The 21,024-nt window shown below is 41.6% G+C and carries 22 protein-coding genes; 7 read left to right on the top strand and 15 right to left on the bottom strand.

Annotated features, from left to right (window positions below):
- Positions 1 to 324: 324 nt before the first annotated feature.
- Positions 325 to 933 (bottom strand): hypothetical protein, encoded by a 609-nt coding sequence (locus AAC978_RS04600; protein WP_341546833.1) that lies wholly within the window; start codon positions 931 to 933, stop codon positions 325 to 327.
- A 312-nt stretch (positions 934 to 1,245) separates the two neighbouring features.
- Here AAC978_RS04600 and AAC978_RS04605 point away from each other — a divergent pair, with 312 nt between their 5' ends.
- Genes AAC978_RS04605 through AAC978_RS04620 form a run of 4 tightly spaced genes read left to right on the top strand, consistent with a single transcriptional unit; the run spans position 1,246 to position 5,332 of the window.
- On the top strand, positions 1,246 to 1,938 hold the full coding sequence (locus AAC978_RS04605) for a class I SAM-dependent methyltransferase (RefSeq protein ID WP_341546834.1): 693 nt from the start codon (positions 1,246 to 1,248) through the stop codon (positions 1,936 to 1,938).
- The gene (locus AAC978_RS04610) at positions 1,938 to 2,741 is read left to right on the top strand and encodes a hypothetical protein (RefSeq protein WP_341546944.1); all 804 of its coding nucleotides are present in this window, start codon (positions 1,938 to 1,940) and stop codon (positions 2,739 to 2,741) included. Before AAC978_RS04605 ends, AAC978_RS04610 begins: the two co-directional genes overlap by 1 nt.
- Before the next feature lie 14 nt (positions 2,742 to 2,755).
- The gene (locus tag AAC978_RS04615; protein ID WP_341546835.1) at positions 2,756 to 3,880 is read left to right on the top strand and encodes an ATP-binding protein; all 1,125 of its coding nucleotides are present in this window, start codon (positions 2,756 to 2,758) and stop codon (positions 3,878 to 3,880) included.
- A gap of 6 nt (positions 3,881 to 3,886) precedes the next feature.
- Complete coding sequence (locus AAC978_RS04620) at positions 3,887 to 5,332, top strand: vWA domain-containing protein (protein ID WP_341546836.1); 1,446 nt, start codon at positions 3,887 to 3,889, stop codon at positions 5,330 to 5,332.
- A 101-nt stretch (positions 5,333 to 5,433) separates the two neighbouring features.
- On the opposite strand, the gene AAC978_RS04625 is transcribed toward AAC978_RS04620, so the two are convergent.
- The 12 genes from AAC978_RS04625 to AAC978_RS04680 form a co-directional block, all read right to left on the bottom strand.
- Complete coding sequence (locus AAC978_RS04625; RefSeq protein ID WP_341546837.1) at positions 5,434 to 6,153, bottom strand: hypothetical protein; 720 nt, start codon at positions 6,151 to 6,153, stop codon at positions 5,434 to 5,436.
- 289 nt (positions 6,154 to 6,442) lie between these two features.
- Positions 6,443 to 7,522, bottom strand: coding sequence for a PrpR N-terminal domain-containing protein (locus AAC978_RS04630; RefSeq protein ID WP_341546838.1), 1,080 nt, complete (start codon positions 7,520 to 7,522; stop codon positions 6,443 to 6,445).
- Between the two features lie 152 nt (positions 7,523 to 7,674).
- Complete coding sequence (locus AAC978_RS04635; RefSeq protein ID WP_341546839.1) at positions 7,675 to 8,229, bottom strand: NADPH-dependent FMN reductase; 555 nt, start codon at positions 8,227 to 8,229, stop codon at positions 7,675 to 7,677.
- 188 nt (positions 8,230 to 8,417) lie between these two features.
- Positions 8,418 to 10,190 (bottom strand): FAD-dependent oxidoreductase, encoded by a 1,773-nt coding sequence (locus AAC978_RS04640; RefSeq protein WP_341546840.1) that lies wholly within the window; start codon positions 10,188 to 10,190, stop codon positions 8,418 to 8,420.
- The gene (locus tag AAC978_RS04645) at positions 10,187 to 11,452 is read right to left on the bottom strand and encodes an ammonia-forming cytochrome c nitrite reductase subunit c552 (protein WP_341546841.1); all 1,266 of its coding nucleotides are present in this window, start codon (positions 11,450 to 11,452) and stop codon (positions 10,187 to 10,189) included. The genes AAC978_RS04640 and AAC978_RS04645 overlap by 4 nt, the downstream gene beginning before the upstream one ends.
- Before the next feature lie 16 nt (positions 11,453 to 11,468).
- The gene (locus tag AAC978_RS04650; RefSeq protein ID WP_341546842.1) at positions 11,469 to 11,894 is read right to left on the bottom strand and encodes a NapC/NirT family cytochrome c; all 426 of its coding nucleotides are present in this window, start codon (positions 11,892 to 11,894) and stop codon (positions 11,469 to 11,471) included.
- A gap of 682 nt (positions 11,895 to 12,576) precedes the next feature.
- Entirely contained in the window at positions 12,577 to 12,900 is a 324-nt protein-coding gene (locus AAC978_RS04655; RefSeq protein ID WP_341546844.1) for a DUF362 domain-containing protein, read from the bottom strand.
- Positions 12,901 to 13,029: 129 nt separating this feature from the next.
- Positions 13,030 to 13,416 (bottom strand): helix-turn-helix domain-containing protein, encoded by a 387-nt coding sequence (locus tag AAC978_RS04660; RefSeq protein WP_341546845.1) that lies wholly within the window; start codon positions 13,414 to 13,416, stop codon positions 13,030 to 13,032.
- Between the two features lie 194 nt (positions 13,417 to 13,610).
- A complete protein-coding gene (locus AAC978_RS04665; protein WP_341546846.1) occupies positions 13,611 to 14,453 on the bottom strand; it encodes a pirin family protein in 843 nt (280 codons plus the stop codon).
- Between the two features lie 15 nt (positions 14,454 to 14,468).
- Positions 14,469 to 15,377 carry a DsbA family protein gene (locus AAC978_RS04670; RefSeq protein ID WP_341546847.1) on the bottom strand — a complete coding sequence of 303 codons (909 nt, stop codon included), beginning with the start codon at positions 15,375 to 15,377 and terminating at the stop codon, positions 14,469 to 14,471.
- 52 nt (positions 15,378 to 15,429) lie between these two features.
- Positions 15,430 to 15,855, bottom strand: a complete 426-nt coding sequence (locus AAC978_RS04675) for a MarR family winged helix-turn-helix transcriptional regulator (RefSeq protein WP_341546848.1) — start codon at positions 15,853 to 15,855, stop codon at positions 15,430 to 15,432.
- Positions 15,856 to 15,989: 134 nt separating this feature from the next.
- Positions 15,990 to 16,139 (bottom strand): hypothetical protein, encoded by a 150-nt coding sequence (locus tag AAC978_RS04680; RefSeq protein WP_341546849.1) that lies wholly within the window; start codon positions 16,137 to 16,139, stop codon positions 15,990 to 15,992.
- 221 nt (positions 16,140 to 16,360) lie between these two features.
- On the opposite strand from AAC978_RS04680, the gene AAC978_RS04685 reads away from it, so the two are divergent.
- Positions 16,361 to 17,122 carry an SDR family NAD(P)-dependent oxidoreductase gene (locus tag AAC978_RS04685; RefSeq protein WP_341546850.1) on the top strand — a complete coding sequence of 254 codons (762 nt, stop codon included), beginning with the start codon at positions 16,361 to 16,363 and terminating at the stop codon, positions 17,120 to 17,122.
- 120 nt (positions 17,123 to 17,242) lie between these two features.
- On the opposite strand, the gene AAC978_RS04690 is transcribed toward AAC978_RS04685, so the two are convergent.
- Positions 17,243 to 19,240, bottom strand: coding sequence for a methyl-accepting chemotaxis protein (locus AAC978_RS04690; RefSeq protein ID WP_341546851.1), 1,998 nt, complete (start codon positions 19,238 to 19,240; stop codon positions 17,243 to 17,245).
- A gap of 414 nt (positions 19,241 to 19,654) precedes the next feature.
- On the opposite strand from AAC978_RS04690, the gene AAC978_RS04695 reads away from it, so the two are divergent.
- A complete protein-coding gene (locus AAC978_RS04695; protein ID WP_341546852.1) occupies positions 19,655 to 20,206 on the top strand; it encodes a hemerythrin domain-containing protein in 552 nt (183 codons plus the stop codon).
- Between the two features lie 31 nt (positions 20,207 to 20,237).
- Here the strand turns inward: AAC978_RS04695 and AAC978_RS04700 are convergent, their stop codons facing one another.
- A complete protein-coding gene (locus AAC978_RS04700) occupies positions 20,238 to 20,369 on the bottom strand; it encodes a hypothetical protein (RefSeq protein WP_341546853.1) in 132 nt (43 codons plus the stop codon).
- A 140-nt stretch (positions 20,370 to 20,509) separates the two neighbouring features.
- On the opposite strand from AAC978_RS04700, the gene AAC978_RS04705 reads away from it, so the two are divergent.
- Positions 20,510 to 20,881, top strand: a complete 372-nt coding sequence (locus tag AAC978_RS04705) for a YegP family protein (protein ID WP_341546854.1) — start codon at positions 20,510 to 20,512, stop codon at positions 20,879 to 20,881.
- The last annotated feature ends 143 nt before the right edge of the window (positions 20,882 to 21,024 follow it).

Raw genomic sequence — 21,024 nt, forward strand, 5'->3', positions numbered from 1 at the left:
ATGACCCAGGCAATCCAGATAACTATTATATATTTTACGCTCATCTACTTTTTCAAAACCTGAAGCAATGTGAATGGTCGGGCTCGCAGTTCATTAACGATTTCATAAGTGTAGTCTTTTTCCATCTTAGTTTCTCTCCCACATAAAACCGCATCAAATACAACCTTTATCAATAATAATATCATTTTCCGGGTCGTAAACCTAATAGTTGTGCTAAAGAAAACCTCGCTAGCAATAAATAACCGCCTGCTAGTTAACGATTGCAAGCGGTTATCATCTGATTTTCATCACATGAGGAGACTGACCTACCAACACAATAATGCACTATTGTTCGTTTTCGTTATTCCCTATCCACTCATCAAATTTTTTGAGGGTTTCCTCATAGGTTTTTTGACTAATCTCAGGTAGCTCCCCACCCCAAATCTTCTGTGCTTGGGCAAAGCCTTCCTTCACCGCCTCCTTCATTGCTTCTGCCTTGCTGGGATCTCCTCCCGTTAGGGCAATCGCAAAATCAAATATCCTCTGAGAGGTTTGTTTAACTCCCCAATATCCATCCTCTGAAATTTCGTCCTGAGCTTTGGCTGCCGTCTCCGGATCTACCTGTACTTTCCCTTCCCGAAGGAGTGCATAGATGTTCGTTGCATCATTCAGCTTATGTCCTTGCTGCAGCAGCAGTCTCTCCACCAGACTTCTTAGTTGTTCCGTGCGCATTTCCACGTCGGCCTTCAATCTGGAAATAGTTTCAGAATCCGGAGAATACATCTTACCAAGAGAATTGTCAACCTTTGACTCACTCGGTTCGTATATCGCTGCCACGTCATCAACGGCAGGCTTATTAGCTTCTGACCCTTTATTGTGTGTTGTTTTTTCGGACTTCAGTCTATTGTCAGTATTCTGATAAGGGCTTACCGGGGTTATTTTATTCATATCCATTTGATATCCTCCCTTTCATGTCATACAATTAAACATGTCGTACAATTGTAGTTTGATATAATATCTATATATTATCTATATCGGCAAGAACCACCTTAGACTTAAGCACCATTGACTATGATTTGAAGCCTTCTACCAAAGGAGAAGTTGCCTTCTAAAGAGGGAATCTTAGGGGTAGACGTCTACAGATAGAAGGAATTATTAAAACGAATTATCAACAGCTAGTTATCAAGCAGGAATTGTCTAACAAAAAGTAGAAAATTATGCACTATGCTCAAAAATGCTCAAATAAAAACACGAGGGTGATTGCTAATGAACGAAGCACTTTTTGACCCCATTGCCGCACATTATGATTCCTGGTACGCAACTACGCTTGGCTCAGCATCTGATCAAGTAGAACGTCACCTAGCCCAGTCCATGTTTAAGGCACCGGGTCCTCAAGTCCTGGAAATCGGCTGTGGTACCGGACAATATACAAGCTGGCTTGTGCAAGAAGGATATGAAGTCACGGCTGTCGATATTTCTGCTGAAATGATGACTCTGGCTCAACAAAAGATAGAAGAACTAACAAATAACTATCTTAGCATTAAGCCTGTTCGTTGGTGGCATGCAGATATTACCGAAGTTTTAGATCAGCTTGAAACCTATGATGGAATTTTTTCAATGACCGCATTTGAATTCGTCCCTGAACCAGAAAAGGTTCTGCAAGAGCTTTTTAAACATATAAAGCCCGGGGGCTGTCTCATGATCGGGCTCATCGCCGGCCAGAGTGCCTGGAGCGAATACTACGCTGAAATAGTTCGCAACAAGCCTACTTCGGTCTTTGCCCGTGCCGCTCTTTATACTAAGGAAGAGATCGCCTCATGGCAAATCGGTGCACCTATCGAGATGGGCGAATGTCTTTTCTTCCCTCCCCACGTTCAATCTACAGCCGAGGCCCTAGCACTTGAGGAAAAAAGAGAAGGGAATCCTGGGTTTGTGGTGGCCAAGTGGGTGAAGGGTTGATGGAAAACGCCAAACTAATCGAAATGATCAAGACCAATCCAAACTCTATCGCCTATCTACCGAATCCCAATGATGAGTTAAAGCTATTGGCTGTTCAGAAAAATGGCCTGACCTTAAAATATATCGATCAGCCAACGCTCGAGATGCAGGAATTAGCTATTGCCAATAACGGTCAAGCCATCCAATTTGTCGATAACCCTACAGATGAAATGATGATCAAAGCAATTCATGATAGCTGGATTAACTTAGAGTATATTAAGAGTCCCAGCGATCAGTTGATCAAATTAGCCCTCGACCAAGCTGGCTGGGCTATTAAATATGTCAAAAATCCAAGTGAAGAGCAGCAATTATTAGCAATACGCAGGAACTACGATTCCTTAAAGTTTATCCAGTCTCCTTGCCCTGTTGCCCAGAAAGAAGCTGTGAAAATCAGCTATGATGCCTTAAGATACATTAAGTCGCCTACTCACGAAGCAGAACTTCTGGCTATCAAAAATCATGAAAGTGCAATAATCTTTGTCCCTGATTTAGCGAAGGATAAAATTTTAGAGTTTTTAAAAGTTAATATCTTAGTCATAAAATACGTAATCGATAAAGTATCCCAAGCAGAATTAGAACAGGTTTTAAAGGAAACATTAGCCCATGAGGATGTTGAAGAAAAATATGTCCGAGATTTTATAAATTGCAATTATATCAATAAAACCAGCGCCCAAATGCCCATCGACAAAATCATGTTTATCGATCAATATGGAAGTAGAAAGGCAAAAAGAGTCACTGTCGATGAAAAGCTGAAGATGTTATAGGAGATGGAGCTAACATGAATTTTACCGGCACCTTAAAAAGTGTTGAATTAGTCCTTGCTACCGAAGGAGTCCCTTTAATCGTGGGCGAAAGCGGCATCGGCAAAACAGCTTTAGCGAAGGAAATTGCTAAAGAAAATCAATGGAGTCTCGTCGTTATCAATGGGAACCTTCTCAAAGAAGGTGAAATCGGCGGTTTACCAACCGTGGAATCTTATGTTATCCATGATCAAGAGGAACGGGTTGAAAAGAAAACCACAGTCTATGCCGTGCATCATAAACTTCGAGAAACCGATGAGGAAGTAGTTAAAGGTAGAACGGTGCTCTTATTTATCGACGAGATCAATCGCTGTGAACATACCGTCCAGCAGGAACTGATGAATTTAATCTTAAATCGGGAGATCAACGGCTATAGGTTGCCTAAGAATGTCAAAATCTTAGCTGCCATGAATCCTTCCAGCAAATATGGTGCGGATTTTGATTACCAGGTTGTGGATATGGATGCCGCCCAAGAAAATCGCTTTGTGTGGTTACCCATGGAGCCCGATTATAATCAATGGATTGATTGGGCTATGGAGGCCGGAATTCAGGATAAGGTTATCGAGTTTATCTCTACCTTCCCAGAATATCTGCATAAAATTAATGAGGATGATCTAAGGGCCACCCCCAGAAGCTATGAACGGATTTCTAATAGTTATAAGATCTATTTAGAGAGTCAAGCCTCCATACCTCGCTCGGTCTTTCTCAATGTCCTCAAAGGAAATGTGGGACGCTTGATCGCCGAAGAGTTTATAAGCTTTGTTGAATCTGATCATCAGGCCCTTATCTCTTATGCAGATGTCTTTTCAGGGCCATCCCTTCCTGAATCTCTCAAGGGGATAATAAAGAAAGAAAGCCACACCCGGCTCTATCTCGCCGCCAAGAATATTCTCAAAACCTTAGAATCCGCCACCTTGAACGAGGGTGATGATTTAAGCTATGCTGTGGACAGGCTGATCGATTTTCTGAAGCTCTATCCTGTCGATTTGAAAATCGGTATTATGAAGGATATTAAAAACAGCTTTCCTGAAGTCTACAAGCTTGCCATCGAGAATGAGGCGTTTGTCGAATCATATTTTGAAGCTTATCGTTTAATCAGGTGATACTCTATGGAAACAACCTTTGCTAGCCAAGTACAAGAGCTTAACCAAAAAGCCGATTTAGTCATCAGTAGCTTTATCCAAGCAAAACGCAACTATGGCGAGCAGGCCAAGCTAAGCATCCCCCCTGAGTTTGAGGCCGAGTTTTTCAGCCTTGTGGATCAGGTGAATTTGAGTCTAATGGAGGACGGGGATCACTTTTTTGGCTACTTCTTGTTGCAGATGTCTAAAGAAATACGCTTTGATATCAGCAGTCCTACAGCAGTAAATTTCAAAGGGGCTAAATATATCATTTATTTTAATCCCATCATTTTTTTAGATCTTACACTCTTGCAAATGGAGAGCACCATCAAGCATGAAATTCTCCACATCATATCCCTACATCTCATTAGAGCCAAAGAATTCAAGGGAACCCACAGCAAAACTGCCATCAACATGGCCATGAATATCGTCGTAAACACATTTTTAGAGGATCTCCCCCCCTATTCGGTGACTCTGAAATGGGTTAATCTGAATTATTCTTTACAGCTTTTGCCTTTCAAGACCTTCGAATATTATGTTGAAGAGCTACAAACGGCTCTGGACTTATTGGCAGTGGATGAGGAATCTAGGGATGAAAGTGATCTTGAAGAAGACGAGGATCGCCATGATACTGAAGCCGCTGATTACCAGCTGATTAATGCGATAGCTACCGCCTATGATCCTGCCAAAACCCATGACCTTTGGGAGGATTCCAGTGAGATCGATGCTAAAACCCTGCAAGAATTTACTGAGCAGTATATTGCTCAGGCCCAGAAAGGCAGCATTCCCAATTATTTAGAAAACCTAATCTCTTCCTTTAAAAATAACAAGGGGGAGTTGCCTTGGAACCTTTATCTCAAACGCTTGATGGGATCTGTGGAAAGCAATAACAAGAAGACTGTAACCCGCCGAAATAGACGACAACCCCAGCGCTTAGATTTAAGAGGTCAACTCAGGAGCCATAAGGCTAACATCATTGTGGCCTTAGATATCAGCGGTAGCATCAGCGATCTGGAATTCAATCAGGCCGTACAGGAAGTCCTTGCTATTGTTAGAAACTATCATCACGAAATCACAATTGTCGAATGTGATAGCGAGATCAGACGCGTCTATACTATCAAATCGGCAAAGGATATTAAAGAGCGAATCAATACCCGAGGTGGCACACGATTTACCCCGGTTTTTGAATATGCCAATGAGCATAAGGTTAACTTGTTAATCTATTTTACTGATGGTCGTGGCGAAGAGAAGCTCCAAACCTTACCTAAGGGGTATAAAACCTTATGGGTTATCTCCGGGAGAGGGGATGAACTTTCCTTGCAGGTGCCTTATGGAGTAGTTAAAAGGCTGATGAAGGTTGACGCAAAAGATGACTCTGTAAGTATGAGTGATGTTAAGCGAGATGGCTATTCGATGCAAGATCAAGAACGTTAAAAAGCAATAGGGTAGGCTGATTGAATCAGCCTACCCTATTCATCTGCCCTTATAGGCAGGTGGTTTTAATTCATTTTGTGGTTCTTATTTATTTATGGTTTTTAGCATTTATTGAATTGCGACTGGAAATAGAGATCGCAACCATTGCAAGGTGCGTAATAGTATCCTTTTTCTCCCCCGCTCTTGATCTTTGCTAATTTTTCCTGAAGACTGTCGCATTTCGTACCTACGGTATCTTTTATCTCATTGATCCAAGCCGGAGAGATTGGGTCCATCAGCACGAGATTAATGCTGGCAAACATAGCTTTAGCCTGATCAGTCAATTTCTTAAGACTTCCTAGCGCGGCCCAAATTTCGATTGAAGAGGCTTCGTCCTGATTGAAGGCTATGAAATGTAGTCTATTGACTTGCTCAGTGAATTCAGGAAGAGCCCAGGTCTTTGAGGAGACGTCAATAAAAACGCGTACTTTGTGTTCCATGCTGTTTTCATTTTGAATGGCCCAGGTAGCCAAACACTCCAGAAAAGTAATAATTCTTGGAACATACCCACAAGCACAATAATACACACCTGGCTTGCTCGGATTGGTAGCCCAAGAAATATCTGAATCATATGGATTTACAATTGTAACGGGATTTTGACGCGACTCTTCCCACATCCTCTTCTCAGAGTCTGTAAGCACAATGTTGATCGAATTCTCTTTGACATACTCTTTGTCCTGAAGGATAGACCATATTAACTTTGTTTTTCCAGAGCCTGCCTCGCCCAGAATCAAATGATTCCCGGAAAAAAACTTCTCAAAAGGTTTTACGTTCTGCTCCATTGGCATTACTTCCTTTCAGAATAATATTGTGAACATCCCCCTAATTGAATTCTATTTAGTTTCTACCTATATAATTCTGCATCGACTTCCATTAACCTCTTACATTTCAGAAATAAACTAAATATTTTACAAATTTCTTTTTTATATGCGCAATAGCCTCCTTTATCTAAAATACTCAACTATTTCATTTATGGCTACATTGGCTTCACAACTGAGATTGAAAATAGTGTAAAGAAAAAGGCTTAAGAATGCCCTTAAGTTCATTACTAAGCCTTTTTCTTGTTCATCGTCAGTTTGATCCTACCATAGAATTAAGTTTTTCACCTACTAGCCTAAGTTCATCCAACTTTTGTGCTAAAAGTTGGGTGGCCTTTGCCTGTTCCTGAGTAATTACATTACTCTCCTCAACATTTTTCTGGACCAGATTGACCGACTCGCGAAAGCGATTAAGCATCTCATCAATATTTCTGGCCGACTTGTTGCTCTCATCGGCAAGCTTACGAACTTCTTCCGCAACGACCGAGAAGCCCCTACCATGTTCGCCAGCCCGTGCAGCCTCGATGGCGGCATTAAGACCCAATAAATTAGTTTGTTGTGCCACTCGTCGAATCACATCTAATATTTCGGAAATACCATTCACTTCCCGGGCGGCTGTGAGGGCAATATCAGAGGATTCCTGACTTGAAGCGGCCAGCTCCTCTGAGGATGCCGTTAATTCCTGGATAGAAGAAGCTGATTGTTCCAAATCAGAGTAAAGCACATTCAGCACTTGTTCAAATCGGCGTGACTTCTCCCGTTCCTTCTCACGCTCTCGTTCTTGAGCCTTAGCAATCTTTGAGGCCTCATTGATTGACCTTCTCATGGCATTTAAGCCTGACTCGAGAGTATCTACAACAAACCCCCGTTCCTTCGCCGCTGTAGAGCCACCTTTATCTCCCGCAATTGCGTCTACTCCTATTTTTCTCAACTGTTCTAGAATTCTGGGTATATCCTCTAGGGTATTCCAGGGTCGAATATGTATCGTCAAGTCCCCTAAGGCAAAATCCGAATTTCCCATTTCTATATATCCTTGATGTGCTACAACCCCAATTTTGGTTGCTCCACTAATGATTAGTCGATTGACTGCTTCGAAGATCTCGTCGATCGTCATGGTCAGTCCTACCACTGGTTTATCCGTGTACTTTTTCATTAAATCTACCATAAGACCTCTACTAATCATGACATCCACATGAGAATTAGCTTTGACCACCTCTGGGCCTTCTTCAAAGCTTACTACTTTGATGGGAAAAGATAAATTCAGCTCATGCATTACCTGCTTTGTGGCTTCAGCCATTCCTGGAGTTAGTGCTGCAAAAAAAATTGAATCCATTCCTTTAATACCCCCATTTTTCTCTTTGTAGATTTGTGCATAATATTTCATGATCAATGTGATAAATATTTCTAATATCTTTCATTAATATTCTCGATTTTTTTCACAATTCCTCTATGATTCCAACAATTAGCAATCTATAATTTTTGCACTTACTTCTGCAGCTGTAAGGTTTTGCTTACTAATCCCTGTATTAGCTTGGAGATGGCGTTACGAGTAAAATCATCATTAAGTGTGCCGTTTTTGTCAAATTTCGTATGGGCATTCATGATGAAGACCTCTGGCTTGTTTAGGGGCTGAAGATTAAGCCCAACACAAACCTGGCGGAGGTGATATTGAACACGCGCCCCGCCAAGCATTCCCGTAGAAGCACTCATAATCCCCAGGGGCTTCCCATCCAAGGGCCTTCCTGCCCGCGAAGCCCAGTCAAGAGCGTTTTTTAGAGCCGGTGGAATCGAGTAATTATATTCCGGGGTGGCAATCAATAAAGCATCGGCAGCAACTATTTTCTTTTTAAATTCCTCAACGACCGAGGGGACACCCTCTGCTTCGAGATCTTCATTAAAAAAAGGTATCTGCGAAATATCAGCGATTTCAATAAACACCCCTTCGGGCTGCAACTCTTGGGCAGCTTTTAAAGCAGCACTGTTATATGAATTTCGACGCAAACTTCCGCTGATCCCTAAAATTTTTATGACATTACTCATATTATCCATCTCACTTTCTTTTCAACACTGTCTTTAGAATTATTATACCTATATTCGATCCATAAGAAACAACTTTCTAAGAACCAATACTTTCAGACAGAATAGCCATAAACTCATGAAAATGCTAACTAATAAGGGGCACAGTTACCTGCACCCCTATGGTCCCTTAGTAGAAAATGAACCTCAGACTATGATTTTGATACCTGAAGTCCGGCAAGATAACCGAAAGTTAAGGCTGGACCAATTGTACTACCACCCCCCCAGTAGGCATTACCTGTAGGGGAGGCGATGCAGTTCCCTGCTCCATACAAGCCGGGGATTGGCTTGCCTTCGTAATCCAATACTTGGGAGTGCGAATTAATCATCGGCCCGCCGTTGGTGTCCAGGGTACTCGAGGCCAGTATGATCGCGTAATATGGTCCCTCTTCACTCAGGGGGGCCATGGTATAATTTTTATTCATATCAGTCGGCCACTGGACGCCAGGTTTTGTGGGCGGGTAGGTAGTCCACTCTCGATCATAAGCAAAATCGCCGCGCCTGAAATCGAGATCGACACCGTTTTTAGCGTATTCATTGAAGGTCTGGACAGTTTCCACAAAGGACTCGTTAAAATGCTCATCTAAGGTGAAGCCACCAGTCTTACTCTGCAATTGTTCTAATCTAGCCGAGATAGCTACGCCTAATTCCTTAAGGGTGTTACCGACAATCATGTAAGGAGCTATACTGCCAGCCATCGGGTACGGGGGATCACCCTGCCAAAGATCGGCCGTTCGTTGGTCGAAAACCATGAAAAGCAACATGTTCGTCCACTCAGCACGATTGGGATCCCAGACAAAATGCACCATACCACGATCTGTATAGTTCCTCTTCTCATCCATGACCCGCTTGCCGTAGCGGTTGACTTCCAACACACCGTCACCGGGAATAAAAAACAAATTATTCGAGCCATCGGGGTTCTCCAAGACGCTTTCAAAGACACTCTGGGCACGGAAAGCACCACTCATATTCCCTAGCTTTGCACCGATCGCCCCACCTAGGCGAATAAAGTCACCGGTGTTGGTTGGTGCAGAGCAGCCCCCAAAGATCGGACCCCTCTGAAAATGCAACATCAATTCCGGATTATGTGAGTAGCCACCGGAACCAAATATTATGCCTTTCTTCGCAGAAAAGCTAACCAATTTCCCCTTAGTCCTAGCTTCCAATCCAACGGCCCGTCCCGATTCATCCTGGAGTATTTTCGTAACTCGGTGATCAACTAAGATAGGAATATCATTTTTCTCAGCCCAGGCTTTAAAGCTATTGATCAGAGCATAGCCATATGTCAATTCACCCTTTTCGTCCTGGGTAAACAATACCCGTCCACGGATCGAACGATTCTCCGGCAGGTGATCCTGATAATCCACCTGGAGCTTTCCCGTCCAGTTAATTTGTTCAATCAGCTTAAAGGCCTCGATATTCTCGAGGTATTCGGTCATCTCAGCCCCATGATCCACCATGGCCTCGATTAAGGCGAATTCGTTCTGGGGAGCACCGTAGCGCTTTGCCTCGGGCTGATATAAGTGGGGGTAAGAATAACGAACCATGTACTTGAGGGCTTCCTCCCGATTGTCGACAATTCCATGCTTACGTTGAAAACGATTGTTCGGTATCCAGAAGCCACCGCCAGATCGTCTGGTTGTGCCCCCTATCTCACTGGCTTTTTCCAGCATGATAACCGAACACCCTTCATTCTTTGCCGTAATGGCGGCGGAGAAGGCAGCTGCACCAGACCCCACAACCAAAACATCAACTTCCTGTCTAAACTCCGCGGGGAGATCTGCTTGAATTTGCTCTACAGCACTTTCACTTTCTTCAAGGAGTCTAAACTCCTCTTTCGGCGCACCACATTGGGGACAACGCTCAGGGGGTTCATTACCGGTATGAATGTAGCCACAAACCTTACAAATCCAACGTTTCATCATGTTTTCCCTCCTGTCGCATCCCTCGCTAATTGTATGGCTTGGTGGGCAAAGTCAATCGCCTTACCTAGATTATTCATGGATTCCATCGGATTATGGAAGCCATAGCCGTTGGTGACCATAACATAATCCAGATACCATTGACCATCGCGATGCATTTGCTGGGCTTGAGCAAGTAAATCCGCATTGACACCTGGTGTTTGGCGAGCGATGGCAATTTCTTCGACTGCTTGCACCATGGTTTCTCCGGCGATATCCTGAATTTCCTTGGTCTTGGCTTGGATATCATCGACGCGACTCTCTAACCACTCAGCACCTTCGCGATGACAGACACCGCAGCTTTCTTCAATATTTTTCAAAGGACTTGTCCAATAATGTGAGCTGACCTTCGTGTTACCCATCTTCATATAAGGCATATGGCAATCTGCGCAAGCTAGTCCAGCTGATTCATGGGTACTACCTTGAAAGACTTCATATTCAGCATGCCTTGCTTTTACTAAACCCGTATCTGCATCAGGATGCTTCCATTCGTTAAAGTTCTTTTCATCAAAATACTCCAGTATCTGATCTGCTTTCACTCCCTTGTCCCATGGGAACATCACTTTTTTGGTTCCAGGCTCAAAATAATAAGTAACGTGGCACTGAGCACACACTAAGGATCTCATTTCTTGTCTGGTTGCTTGGGTGATGTCCTTGCCTTGCCTTGCAAAGGCCTCGATCAAAGCGGGACGAGAAATCCTGAGTTCCATGGTTTCGGGGTTATGACAATCCAGACAGCCGATGGGATATTCCAGTTGTGAATTAATCTCTTCAAAGGAAGATGTATAATATTCTGCGCCATATTTCTCAATGAGCCCTGGTATTTGGGTTGATTTACAGGTATTGCAGGAGGCTCCTACCTTATATCTGGAGGGATCAACCGCCCGAATGTCTTCTAAGGTGTAGACATGACCCCTTGGCTCATTAAATTCGTTGGCATAGCCTAACCCTGCATACAGAATCTTCATATATGGCTTGGTCTCAAAATGAGAAGGCATCTCCGTGTTCTCACCATTTTGCAGATAGGACTGATAATGCATTGGATAATATTGACCCCAGACGGCAGGATCTACTTCATCCGCGGCAATTTGGCCTAATTGCTCCGTCTTTAGTTTTTGGTTGTTAGAGTCAAAGATACAGATGACTACGGCAATGCTCCCTACCAAAACCACTATTAAAGAAATGATCAAAACTAAGGCTTTTCCGGATAAAGACCTCTTTTCCATACCTTTTACCTCCTTCTTAATTTAGATGAGGAGTATCGCGATGACAGTCAAAACAAAACCTTCCCCCATCCCTTTTTGTATCTCCTACCACATGAAGAAGATCGCCATGACACCGCAGACAATTTTCTTGAATGATGTCTTGGCCAAGTGGACTTACCTCAATTGTGTAAGGATCTTTATCCCTAAGTACACCAATAAAGTCCTTGGTCCCAGTGTAGGCCTTATTTATCGCTCCAGGAACCAAGCTATGGGGCACGTGGCAATCACCACATTTTGTGCCTAGGCGATGGGCTGAATGCAAATAGGTTTCTACTTGTTCTTCCATGACATGGCAGCTTCCACAAAAAACCGGTCCATCCAGGCCCAAAGCTGGGTGTTTAGTAAGTAACAGCAAACCAAAACTTAAAGAAAGAATACCGACAATAAGTACAAGCTTTTTCATTGCATACTCACATCCCTCCACACCATACTGTTTTTAGCATTTTGATAAAGGCAATGTTAAATTGTCGAAATATTAGTACTTATTATTGTAGATTCTCCAAATATTTCTTATTTCCTCTTCAATCATTCTAATTTGAACTACATATTCTAACAAAACTTCCAGTAGCACGAAAACAATAAAATCCTAAAAACAGCATCTATTACTGCTACTACCCCCAAAACATAAACAAACCCGGCAGCATATCTAAGCTTCCGGGTAAATACCTAATATTTAACTAAGCAACATGATTAAGAACCTGCTCACTTTTTAAGTTAATTAACACCATAAGAAATGAAGTTGAATCTCTGAATTAACAAGATGATAGCCCCGACCCTCTAATATAAAAGCCTCGACCATAGAAGTCGTCAGCATAATCAATAACTGAATCAGTAAGATATTCTTCGAATGTGGACGAATAAACGACCCTAATTTCTTGAGATTCTACCATGATATCATTTTCCCTCTTTAACTCATCCAGAGTTAATTTAAAATTTGGCCCGCCTCAGCCATAGCCACCCATGGAAACCCTCAGCAACTTATTTTGCTGATTATCTTGTCCTGATATCAAATCTTTGAGCATTTCTGCTGCTTTTTCAGTTACTTGTATCATCGTGTTCACCTCAAAATCTTTAATTACTCTATTTTAATTATTCTCTAGTCGCTTTCTCAAATCCGCTATTTCTTCTTCTAATTCTTCTTGTTGATTGACCATCTCGGGTTTGACAGAATGAGCCGGCCAACGAGAACGAAGTTCGTCTAATTCCTTCTCTAGCCTTTGAAGATTTTGCTCAGCCTCTCGAAAGGTGATTGCCCCCTGCATACATACCTCCACACATTCCTCACATTCTATACACTGTTCAGGGTTGACATGCGCCGTATGGCCAACCATATGAATTGAGTTTTGTGGACAGGCGCGAACACAGCGTTGACAGCCAAGACATAGCTTTTCTAGGATATACGCCGACATCTAAGCTCCGCCTCCTCCACTCTTCCTCCAAGTATCACAATTCTTGCACATTCAGTTCACATTACTAGGCTCCAATTCAGGCGGTTCAAATATGAATAGCTCCCAACCTTGATGAACTAAATTGGTAATTTATAGTATGGATTTAGCAATTTCATAAAACTTACGATAAATTATTTCTTTTTCTTCCTTGGACAGTCCGGACATTCCTATTTCCTTCAGGGTTTCTTGCAAAACCAAATGCTGATCGAGTTCTTCTCGAGCAACCAATGGAGATCTACCCAGACAATTAAATATATAATTTTCATCAAGTCCACAGTGTTCTTTCAAACTCCGTATGAAATAATCGTCAGGAACTCGCTCTCCCCGTTCAATCTCACTCAGATAAGAAGGATTCACTCCTAACTTTACACTCAGCTGCTGAATTGACTTCTTTCTTTGTATCCTGCACTTATTAATATAGCGACCAATTTCTATAAAAGATTCTTTATTGCTCCTGAGTTCTCGGCTCAAGGCCATTTTATTGTCCTCCTTTCTTCGTGCAAAACATGATTAGCACTATCTCAGGTTATTTACGTTTGGTAAATCTACCCCTTGGGGGTATATGGTATATGAATAAATATACCTTTAATATCTTACGACGTCAAGATATTTCACAAAAAATTTCCCTTAGAGCTTTTGTCTAAGGGAAATTTATAGCAATATCAAAATATTTATTTGATGAACGTGTTTTCTTCTAGCTCCTTAAAGGCTAGATTGAGCTCTTCCTTTGTGTTCATCACGATAGGACCTCCCCAGGCTATGGGTTCGTGGAGGGGTTTAGCTGTGAGAAGCAAGAAGCGAATCCCATTATCCCCTGCCTTAACCCAGAATCTACGCCCTTCGTTGAATAAGACTGCCTGCTTTTCATTTATGATCGTCTCACTGTCTGGTGCAAATTTACCTGCACCTTGAACGATGTAGATAAAAAGTGTCCAATCCTCTTGACTATCTAAATACCATTCACTATTTGGTGCGACCTCCACATCAAGGTAATTGGCTTGCACATGCTTCCCTGCAAAAGCCCCAGGGGTGCCCAGATAATCTCCGGCGATCACATGGACCTTATTGCCGTTTTCCTCAAGGACAGGGATGTTTTCGCTTTTTATATCCCCATACTGTGGAGGAGTCATTTTATCTTGGGCGGGCAGATTTAACCAGAGCTGTGCTCCCAGCATTCGTTCTGCCGGCTTAGGCATCTCCTGATGAATGATCCCAGATCCCGCAGTCATCCATTGACAATCCCCATCCTTGATAACTCCCTTATTGCCGAGGCTGTCACTATGCTCCATTTCACCCTGAATCAAGTAGGTAATGGTTTCAATCCCTCTGTGAGGGTGCCAAGGGAACCCTTTAATGTAATCTTCAGAGTTACTTGAGTCAAAAGCATCTAACATCAGAAACGGATCATATTCTTTCGTGTCACGATAGCCAATCACTCGAACGAGCTTCACCCCAGCCCCATCTACAGCCCGCACCCCTTGAGTAATCTTCTGCACTGTTCTCAATTCACTCATTCTACACATCCCTTTCTAATTCATCTTACAAACGCCGGTTTCTTCATCGCAGAATAATCCTTGTTTTTTCTCTTCGAGCAGGAGACCATTTCCTGCCGGGATAACAGATATCATTTTCTTTTCCTGTAAATCCTTGACTAGGGCTTCCATTTCCACTGAGGTGTAAGCAAAGGCTTCTTGAATCTCAACGGGTGCCACTTTGCCGTATTTCTGAATAAAAGTCATGACATTTCCTATTGATTTTTCCGAGCTGTACTCTTTAACCTTATCTGCCGATACAGCCTTGATTACCGACTTAATAGCCTCATAATTCTGATAGCCCCGCATAAGCACTTCTTTCTCACCATACTTGACTAGAAAAGTAGGAAAGCCTCGCACCCCATAACGGACCACAAGCTGCAAATCTTCCATAAAAGCTTTTTCAGCAGAGCCATCTGTATATCTCTCGATAAACTTCGCCACATCAAGCCCAACCTCTGTAGCTAATTCGATCAAGACTTCTAGACGATTGGTTTGTCTGGCCTCAGTTTCTGTTGCTTCTCTGATTCGTCTTAAAAATTTGTCGGCAAGCTCATCACTTTCCATCTGTGCTGCCTTATAAGCGATGCTCTGAGGATAAGAAGAGGGATTTTCATTAGAGAATAGATTGAATCCCTCGCTTTGCACCGGCATACCATGCCTTGCCGAAGCTTCAAGCCAGTGCTTGGCAATTTGCCTGTTGGAGTGTTCGGCATCTCCCCCGATATCATTAAAGCCGTCATAAAAATCTCTAATATCCTTGACCAGCCCGCCCATAATGAATTTAACCTTTAATTGATCACCAAACCTCGTTTCGAGCTTTCTCAGCAATGGCTCACTACCCCAGCACCATGTACAAACAGGATCTGTAAATTGAACGATTTCTACTATATCTTTATCTTTCATTTCATCTTCACCTTATTTTCATTTAATTTACTCTTATTTTATTTACTCTTAATTAGACAATTTTTCTAAGCAAACTAACTAGCTGATCCTTTTCTTCCTCAGTATATATTGAGAAGCAATTCTTCAGATCTTGTAGGTGCTTCGGGAAGGTGGTTTCAATCTTATCTTTTCCTTTTTCAGTGATTGCAATCAAAAACGACCGTTTATCCTTGGGGTTTGCATGGCGTTGGATCAGGTTCTCTTTTTCAAGATTGTTGATGATCACGGTCATATTTCCACTTGTGGAAAGTACGCTCTCAATGATTTGATAGATCGTCATATCTCCTTTATGGTACAACGCTTCCAAAACCGCGAACTGGGCTAAGGTCATATCCCCTTCCTTGAAAATAACCGCTGATCTCCTATGCACTGCCTGTGTGGCCCTACTTAAAGCAATAAGAAGAGCCAAATCCAGTTTATCTTCTGTTTTATAAAGCATGATCTTGCCTCCTCAATATAACTATATCACTAATTAGTGATATATGCAAAAGAAGAGTTATTTCAAAAAAAAACGGGTAATTCAAAGACATATCGTCGATGAATTACCCTTCTTATCCAAATTCAATGGTCAATTTAATAATTTTCGCAGAGTTCCTGATAAAGCTTTTGGAGGTTTGAAATTTCATTTTTGAGATTTTCTTCTTCAAGAACCATCCCCGAAGACAAGTTGCTCAACTTTTCTTGCTTACATTTTAAAACATATGCTACTGCTAGCGATTCCATATCAATTCCTCCTTGATTTCAAAGTTTATTCAGTTAATTCTCACTATTATGATAACATATTATTTAAATATATTGAAGATATAATTTGTTAATTCAGACTAATTTTAATAGTTCTTTTAATTACAATGTCGTTGTCTTTTGAACCGTTTTAGGGCATACTATAATATAGAGAACCAAAATGAAACAACGTTTCATAATTATATACCTAGGAGGAGTAGCAAATGTTCAATTTAAAAGGTCGTGTCGCTGTTATTACTGGTGCATCTAGTGGATTGGGCACCCAAATGGCTCATGGTTTGGCTGAACAAGGTGCAAATCTTGTATTACTTGCTCGCCGCGAAGATAAATTGCGCAAAGTCGCCGCAGAGCTCGAAAGCAAATATGGGGTTATAGTCCACCCTGTTGCTTGCGATGTAACTCAATTAGATTCTGTTAAAGCTGCTGTTCAAGCTACTTTAGCCAAGTTTGGCAAAGTCGATATCCTCGTTAATAATGCAGGGGTCGGAACAATGGTCCCCGCTGAAAAAATGGAAGATGAAGAATGGGAATACAACCTTTCCATCGACCTGACCGGCGTCTTCCGTACTGCTCGGGAATTTGGCAAAGTGATGCTTGAAGCTGGTTATGGACGTGTTATCAACATTTCTTCTATGTATGGAATGGTCGGCAATTCCGCAGCCCCAGCTTCTGCTTACCATGCAGCTAAGGGCGGTGTCGTAAATCTTACCCGTGCCTTGGCAGCAGAATGGGCTACCCGCGGTGTGACAGTCAACTGTATCTGCCCAGGTTATTTTGCAACAGAATTAACTGCCGATACTCTGAAAACCGAAGAATTCACCGCCTATATGGAGCGTACTGTACCTCTTCAACGTTACGGAAACGTGGGCGAATTAAATTCAGCTGCATGTTTCTTAGCAGCTGATGAGTCATCATATGTCACAGGGGTAATATTACCCATCGATGGCGGCTATACCTGCGTTTAATTTCTAAAATAGTGTCAAATGTTCCTGATTCCTAAATAAAAACAAGTAAGCCTCATATAAGTAAGCCTCACACCGGATTGGTTTCCAGTGTGAGGCTTCTGCTTTTTCTAGGCTCCGTTGTTAAAATTTAAAGACAGAACTCTGAGACATGAGCTCATTAGACATACCATTAATAGAATGAACTAACTGACCAAGTCGTTCGACCATAGCCGTTTGTTCTTCGGCAGTCGCTGTAACCTCTTCTACTGAAGCGGAAACTTCTTCACTCGATGCCGAAATGTTTTGCATATAATCTACGACATCTTCTTTACTTCGATTCATGTTGTCTAAGGCGTTGGCCGTGGAAAGAATTTGCGCGGATATTTCTTGAATCTTATTGATGATCTCGTCAAAGGCTCTTTGGGTTTCGGTGACGTACTTCATTTGTGCTTGGGAAATAGATTGGATGGCATTCACCGAGGTGGCATTTTTCATCGTTCCATCCTGAACTTCCTTGATGATCGAATCGATCATCTTCACTGAATCGGTTGATTGTTCAGCAAGCTTGCGAATTTCTTCAGCAACCACGGCAAACCCTCGCCCAGCATCACCGGCACGAGCAGCTTCGATAGAGGCATTGAGTGCCAAGAGATTCGTTTGTTCAGCTATCCCGCTAATGACTAGGGTAATATCACCGATATTTTTCGAACTCTTCTCAAGCTCTTGAGTTACAACCTGAATCTTCTCTACCTCTCGTCCATTTTGATCGGTAATTTCTAAGAGTTTTTCTACCACTGCCTTATCGCGATTGACGATTTCGCCAATCTCATTTGAATTTTGTTGCATATATACGGATTGTTCATTGATTTGATCGATTTCTACCCCGAGTGCTGAAACCTTCATCGAGGCCGCTTCTGTTCCTGATGCCTGTGACTCAATGGCTTTGGCAATTTGTTGAGTAACCATCGAGGTTTGCTCTACTGAGACAGCAGTAGTTCTCGCGGCTTCATCTAAATTATTGCTATAACCGTTTAAGTTAGTAATGGCTCCATTCATATTCACTAAAAGCCCGCGAACCTTTTCCACCATATTGTTCAAACTACGGGACAAGGTTCCCAGTTCATCCTTTGAATCAATGCTTATTGCTACTCTAAAATCACCGTCGGCAACTTTGGCCATAGCTTCATTAAGGGCGGCAATCGGCTTAGTGAAGGTGCGTGAAATACGAATTCCGACTAGAACTGCCAGCGCGGTAACAACCACGAGAATAATCAGCATGGTAACCATGACCCCACGAACCGGTGCATTAATATCCGCTACGCTATCCGTAATCGCTAATAACCAGTTTGTCCCCGGAATAATAGCGTAACTCATGGCTTTTTCTTGGCCTTGATAGGTATATTGACTAGACAAAGCGACTAACTCGGTAGGTTTTTCTCCTTTATCCGAAATAGCCTGTATTTCCGGAACAGGAACCGGTTGATTGATCAATTCTGCATTGGGGTGAGCTAACATTTTTCCGGTGGGGTCAAGTAAAAAAGCATATCCTTCTTCACCAGGTTTTACCGTTGCCAAATTGCTACTAAAGAAATTTGTCGTCACTACATTACCCAAAATGCCAATGACTTCCCCGGCAGCATTTTTTATCGGAACGGCAATAACAATGATGTTGTCATGATTACCAACATTCGATTGCAAAACTTCACTGATATTTTCATTCCCTTGGATGGCCTGCTTAAAGTATTCTCGTTTTGAAGAATTTGAACCGATGTTTTTGACGTCGCTATCTGCGATAATTATGCCATCGCGATTATTCACTTGAATATGTTGATGATTAGGCATTTGCTTGAAGACTTGAGCTAAGAAATCATTCGCCTCATTAAGAGCAGCTTGATTTGTGGGATTTTCGAGTAGTTCGACAAAAACTTTATTTTGCGATAAAGCATAAGCAATTGTTTTCTCTTGTTTAATTAGATTATCAATATCCTGCCCGACACGTAATGCATTTGTTTCTAACTCATGGTGACTTTGTTCAGTTACAACCTTCGAGACGGAGTAGTAAACGGAAACACCAGTTACTACAAGGGCGATAGCAACTAAAAGGGAGATGAACAATGGTAGCTTCGTTCTAATTGACATGACAACTCTCCTTTACCTCTTTATATTTTATTTATGTAGGATCATTATATATAAATTTTGATTATACTAAAAAATCATTTCTTAATCTAAAACTGCTCTACTCGTTCTATATTAGAAAAATCATAGCAATTTTAGAAGATTATGTTTATATATATTAGATAATTATAACATTCACAAAAAACTGACACAATACTTAATTTTACGAGTTATTTTTACTTTATCTAAATATTTTCTCAGACTCATAACGTTCTACTCTATGAATCATTCAAAACTTCATAAAAATCAGATACGAAATATATTGATGTGAGTATAATAAGATTGATATATGGTATAATTTAGTATCGACAATTCATGTACATAACTTAAGGAATTTCTTGTGAACGATGAAACTAAATAACAAGGGAGGCAAAACAAATGATGTATGCCAGTGAAGATTTACGGAACGAACACAAGGGTATTCTCTTCGGACTTGAAATTCTGGAACAAATGGTCAATACCTTCAAACGGTCAGACACGGTAGACACCAAGGATATTGACGAAATGGTTAATTTCTTGCGTTTGTTTGCCGATAAATGTCACCATGGAAAAGAAGAAGGTCTGATGTTTCCGGCGATGGAGAAGGTTGGTATACCTAACGAAAGAGGACCGATTGGACAAATGTTAATAGAGCACAATCAAGGCAGGCATTATATTTCCGAAATGGGAAAATCCACTGAAAACAACACATTGCAAGGAAGCTTATTTGTGGAAGCAGCGAAAGGCTACATCAATCTCATGCGTGCGCACATTGAAAAGGAAAACTCCGTGCTATTTCCCATGGGGGATCAGAAAATACCAATGGACGTGCAAGCGCAGCTACTCGAGCAGTTTGAAGGGTTTGAAGAAGAGATTATGGGTAAAGGAACCCATGAAAAGCTGCATGAAACCCTCCATAAATTTGAAGAAAAATATCTGAAGTCAAAATAAGTCAAGCTAGTAAAGGGAATTTGATGTGTATCTACCCTTCAGCCTCTTCATCCCTGTGGAGAAGCTCCTTACATTGTTGTAAGCGTTCACCAATTACAGTTTTTACTGGACCGATTCTTTCCATATAAGACTTACCTTTTGAAATCTCTTCACCGATGGCCATTGCCAGCTCTTGATCACCATAATAATTTAATTTCAGATCTTCATGTCGAATGAATAATACAACAAGTAAAATATAATTGTGTCCCTTTCGAAAAATGTGTTAAACTGTAGAAAAATAGTATTTCTGAAGGGGGTTTAACCATGGCCAAATTTGTTCTTAAGAAGATATCAACTGGATTCAAATTCGACTTAAAAGCAGGCAATGGACAGACAATTGCAACTTCCGAGGTATATACTACTGAAAAATCCTGTTCGAATGGCATTGAAAGTGTAAAAGTTAACGCGCCAATTGCTAATTTTGAGGATTTGACTGAAGATCCTGTAAAGCAAGCTGTGAACCCTAAGTTTGAAATGTATGAAGATAAGGCAGGCGAGTTTCGTTTTCGACTTAAGGCAAGAAATGGTGAAATTATTGCAACATCCGAAGGGTATAAGGCGAAAGCTGGTTGCTTGAATGGAATTGAGAGCGTCCGCAAAAATGCACCTGTTGCAACAGTTGAGTCAGATTTTTGAGAATAGCATCTAGATATAAAAAATACAATTGCAAACATAATAAAACACAACAAAAGCACTCTAACTAGAGTGCTTTTGTTGTGTTCCGAAACTTCTCCTGCAAGCCTTCGATAAGGGAAAGTCATCACTGTATCATCAGTAAA

The sequence above is a fragment of the Desulfitobacterium sp. THU1 genome (assembly GCF_038181555.1).
Taxonomy (GTDB): Bacteria; Bacillota; Desulfitobacteriia; order Desulfitobacteriales; family Desulfitobacteriaceae; genus Desulfitobacterium.

What these genes read in the sequence shown, in the direction of transcription:
- AAC978_RS04600 (WP_341546833.1), bottom strand. Translation starts at nt 933, where the DNA reads ATGGATATGAATAAAATAACCCCGGTAAGCCCTTATCAGAATACTGAC.
- AAC978_RS04605 (WP_341546834.1), top strand. Translation starts at nt 1,246, where the DNA reads ATGAACGAAGCACTTTTTGACCCCATTGCCGCACATTATGATTCCTGG.
- AAC978_RS04610 (WP_341546944.1), top strand. Translation starts at nt 1,938, where the DNA reads ATGGAAAACGCCAAACTAATCGAAATGATCAAGACCAATCCAAACTCT.
- AAC978_RS04615 (WP_341546835.1), top strand. Translation starts at nt 2,756, where the DNA reads ATGAATTTTACCGGCACCTTAAAAAGTGTTGAATTAGTCCTTGCTACC.
- AAC978_RS04620 (WP_341546836.1), top strand. Translation starts at nt 3,887, where the DNA reads ATGGAAACAACCTTTGCTAGCCAAGTACAAGAGCTTAACCAAAAAGCC.
- AAC978_RS04625 (WP_341546837.1), bottom strand. Translation starts at nt 6,153, where the DNA reads ATGGAGCAGAACGTAAAACCTTTTGAGAAGTTTTTTTCCGGGAATCAT.
- AAC978_RS04630 (WP_341546838.1), bottom strand. Translation starts at nt 7,522, where the DNA reads ATGGATTCAATTTTTTTTGCAGCACTAACTCCAGGAATGGCTGAAGCC.
- AAC978_RS04635 (WP_341546839.1), bottom strand. Translation starts at nt 8,229, where the DNA reads ATGAGTAATGTCATAAAAATTTTAGGGATCAGCGGAAGTTTGCGTCGA.
- AAC978_RS04640 (WP_341546840.1), bottom strand. Translation starts at nt 10,190, where the DNA reads ATGATGAAACGTTGGATTTGTAAGGTTTGTGGCTACATTCATACCGGT.
- AAC978_RS04645 (WP_341546841.1), bottom strand. Translation starts at nt 11,452, where the DNA reads ATGGAAAAGAGGTCTTTATCCGGAAAAGCCTTAGTTTTGATCATTTCT.
- AAC978_RS04650 (WP_341546842.1), bottom strand. Translation starts at nt 11,894, where the DNA reads ATGAAAAAGCTTGTACTTATTGTCGGTATTCTTTCTTTAAGTTTTGGT.
- AAC978_RS04655 (WP_341546844.1), bottom strand. Translation starts at nt 12,900, where the DNA reads ATGTCGGCGTATATCCTAGAAAAGCTATGTCTTGGCTGTCAACGCTGT.
- AAC978_RS04660 (WP_341546845.1), bottom strand. Translation starts at nt 13,416, where the DNA reads ATGGCCTTGAGCCGAGAACTCAGGAGCAATAAAGAATCTTTTATAGAA.
- AAC978_RS04665 (WP_341546846.1), bottom strand. Translation starts at nt 14,453, where the DNA reads ATGAGTGAATTGAGAACAGTGCAGAAGATTACTCAAGGGGTGCGGGCT.
- AAC978_RS04670 (WP_341546847.1), bottom strand. Translation starts at nt 15,377, where the DNA reads ATGAAAGATAAAGATATAGTAGAAATCGTTCAATTTACAGATCCTGTT.
- AAC978_RS04675 (WP_341546848.1), bottom strand. Translation starts at nt 15,855, where the DNA reads ATGCTTTATAAAACAGAAGATAAACTGGATTTGGCTCTTCTTATTGCT.
- AAC978_RS04680 (WP_341546849.1), bottom strand. Translation starts at nt 16,139, where the DNA reads ATGGAATCGCTAGCAGTAGCATATGTTTTAAAATGTAAGCAAGAAAAG.
- AAC978_RS04685 (WP_341546850.1), top strand. Translation starts at nt 16,361, where the DNA reads ATGTTCAATTTAAAAGGTCGTGTCGCTGTTATTACTGGTGCATCTAGT.
- AAC978_RS04690 (WP_341546851.1), bottom strand. Translation starts at nt 19,240, where the DNA reads ATGTCAATTAGAACGAAGCTACCATTGTTCATCTCCCTTTTAGTTGCT.
- AAC978_RS04695 (WP_341546852.1), top strand. Translation starts at nt 19,655, where the DNA reads ATGATGTATGCCAGTGAAGATTTACGGAACGAACACAAGGGTATTCTC.
- AAC978_RS04700 (WP_341546853.1), bottom strand. Translation starts at nt 20,369, where the DNA reads ATGGCCATCGGTGAAGAGATTTCAAAAGGTAAGTCTTATATGGAAAGA.
- AAC978_RS04705 (WP_341546854.1), top strand. Translation starts at nt 20,510, where the DNA reads ATGGCCAAATTTGTTCTTAAGAAGATATCAACTGGATTCAAATTCGAC.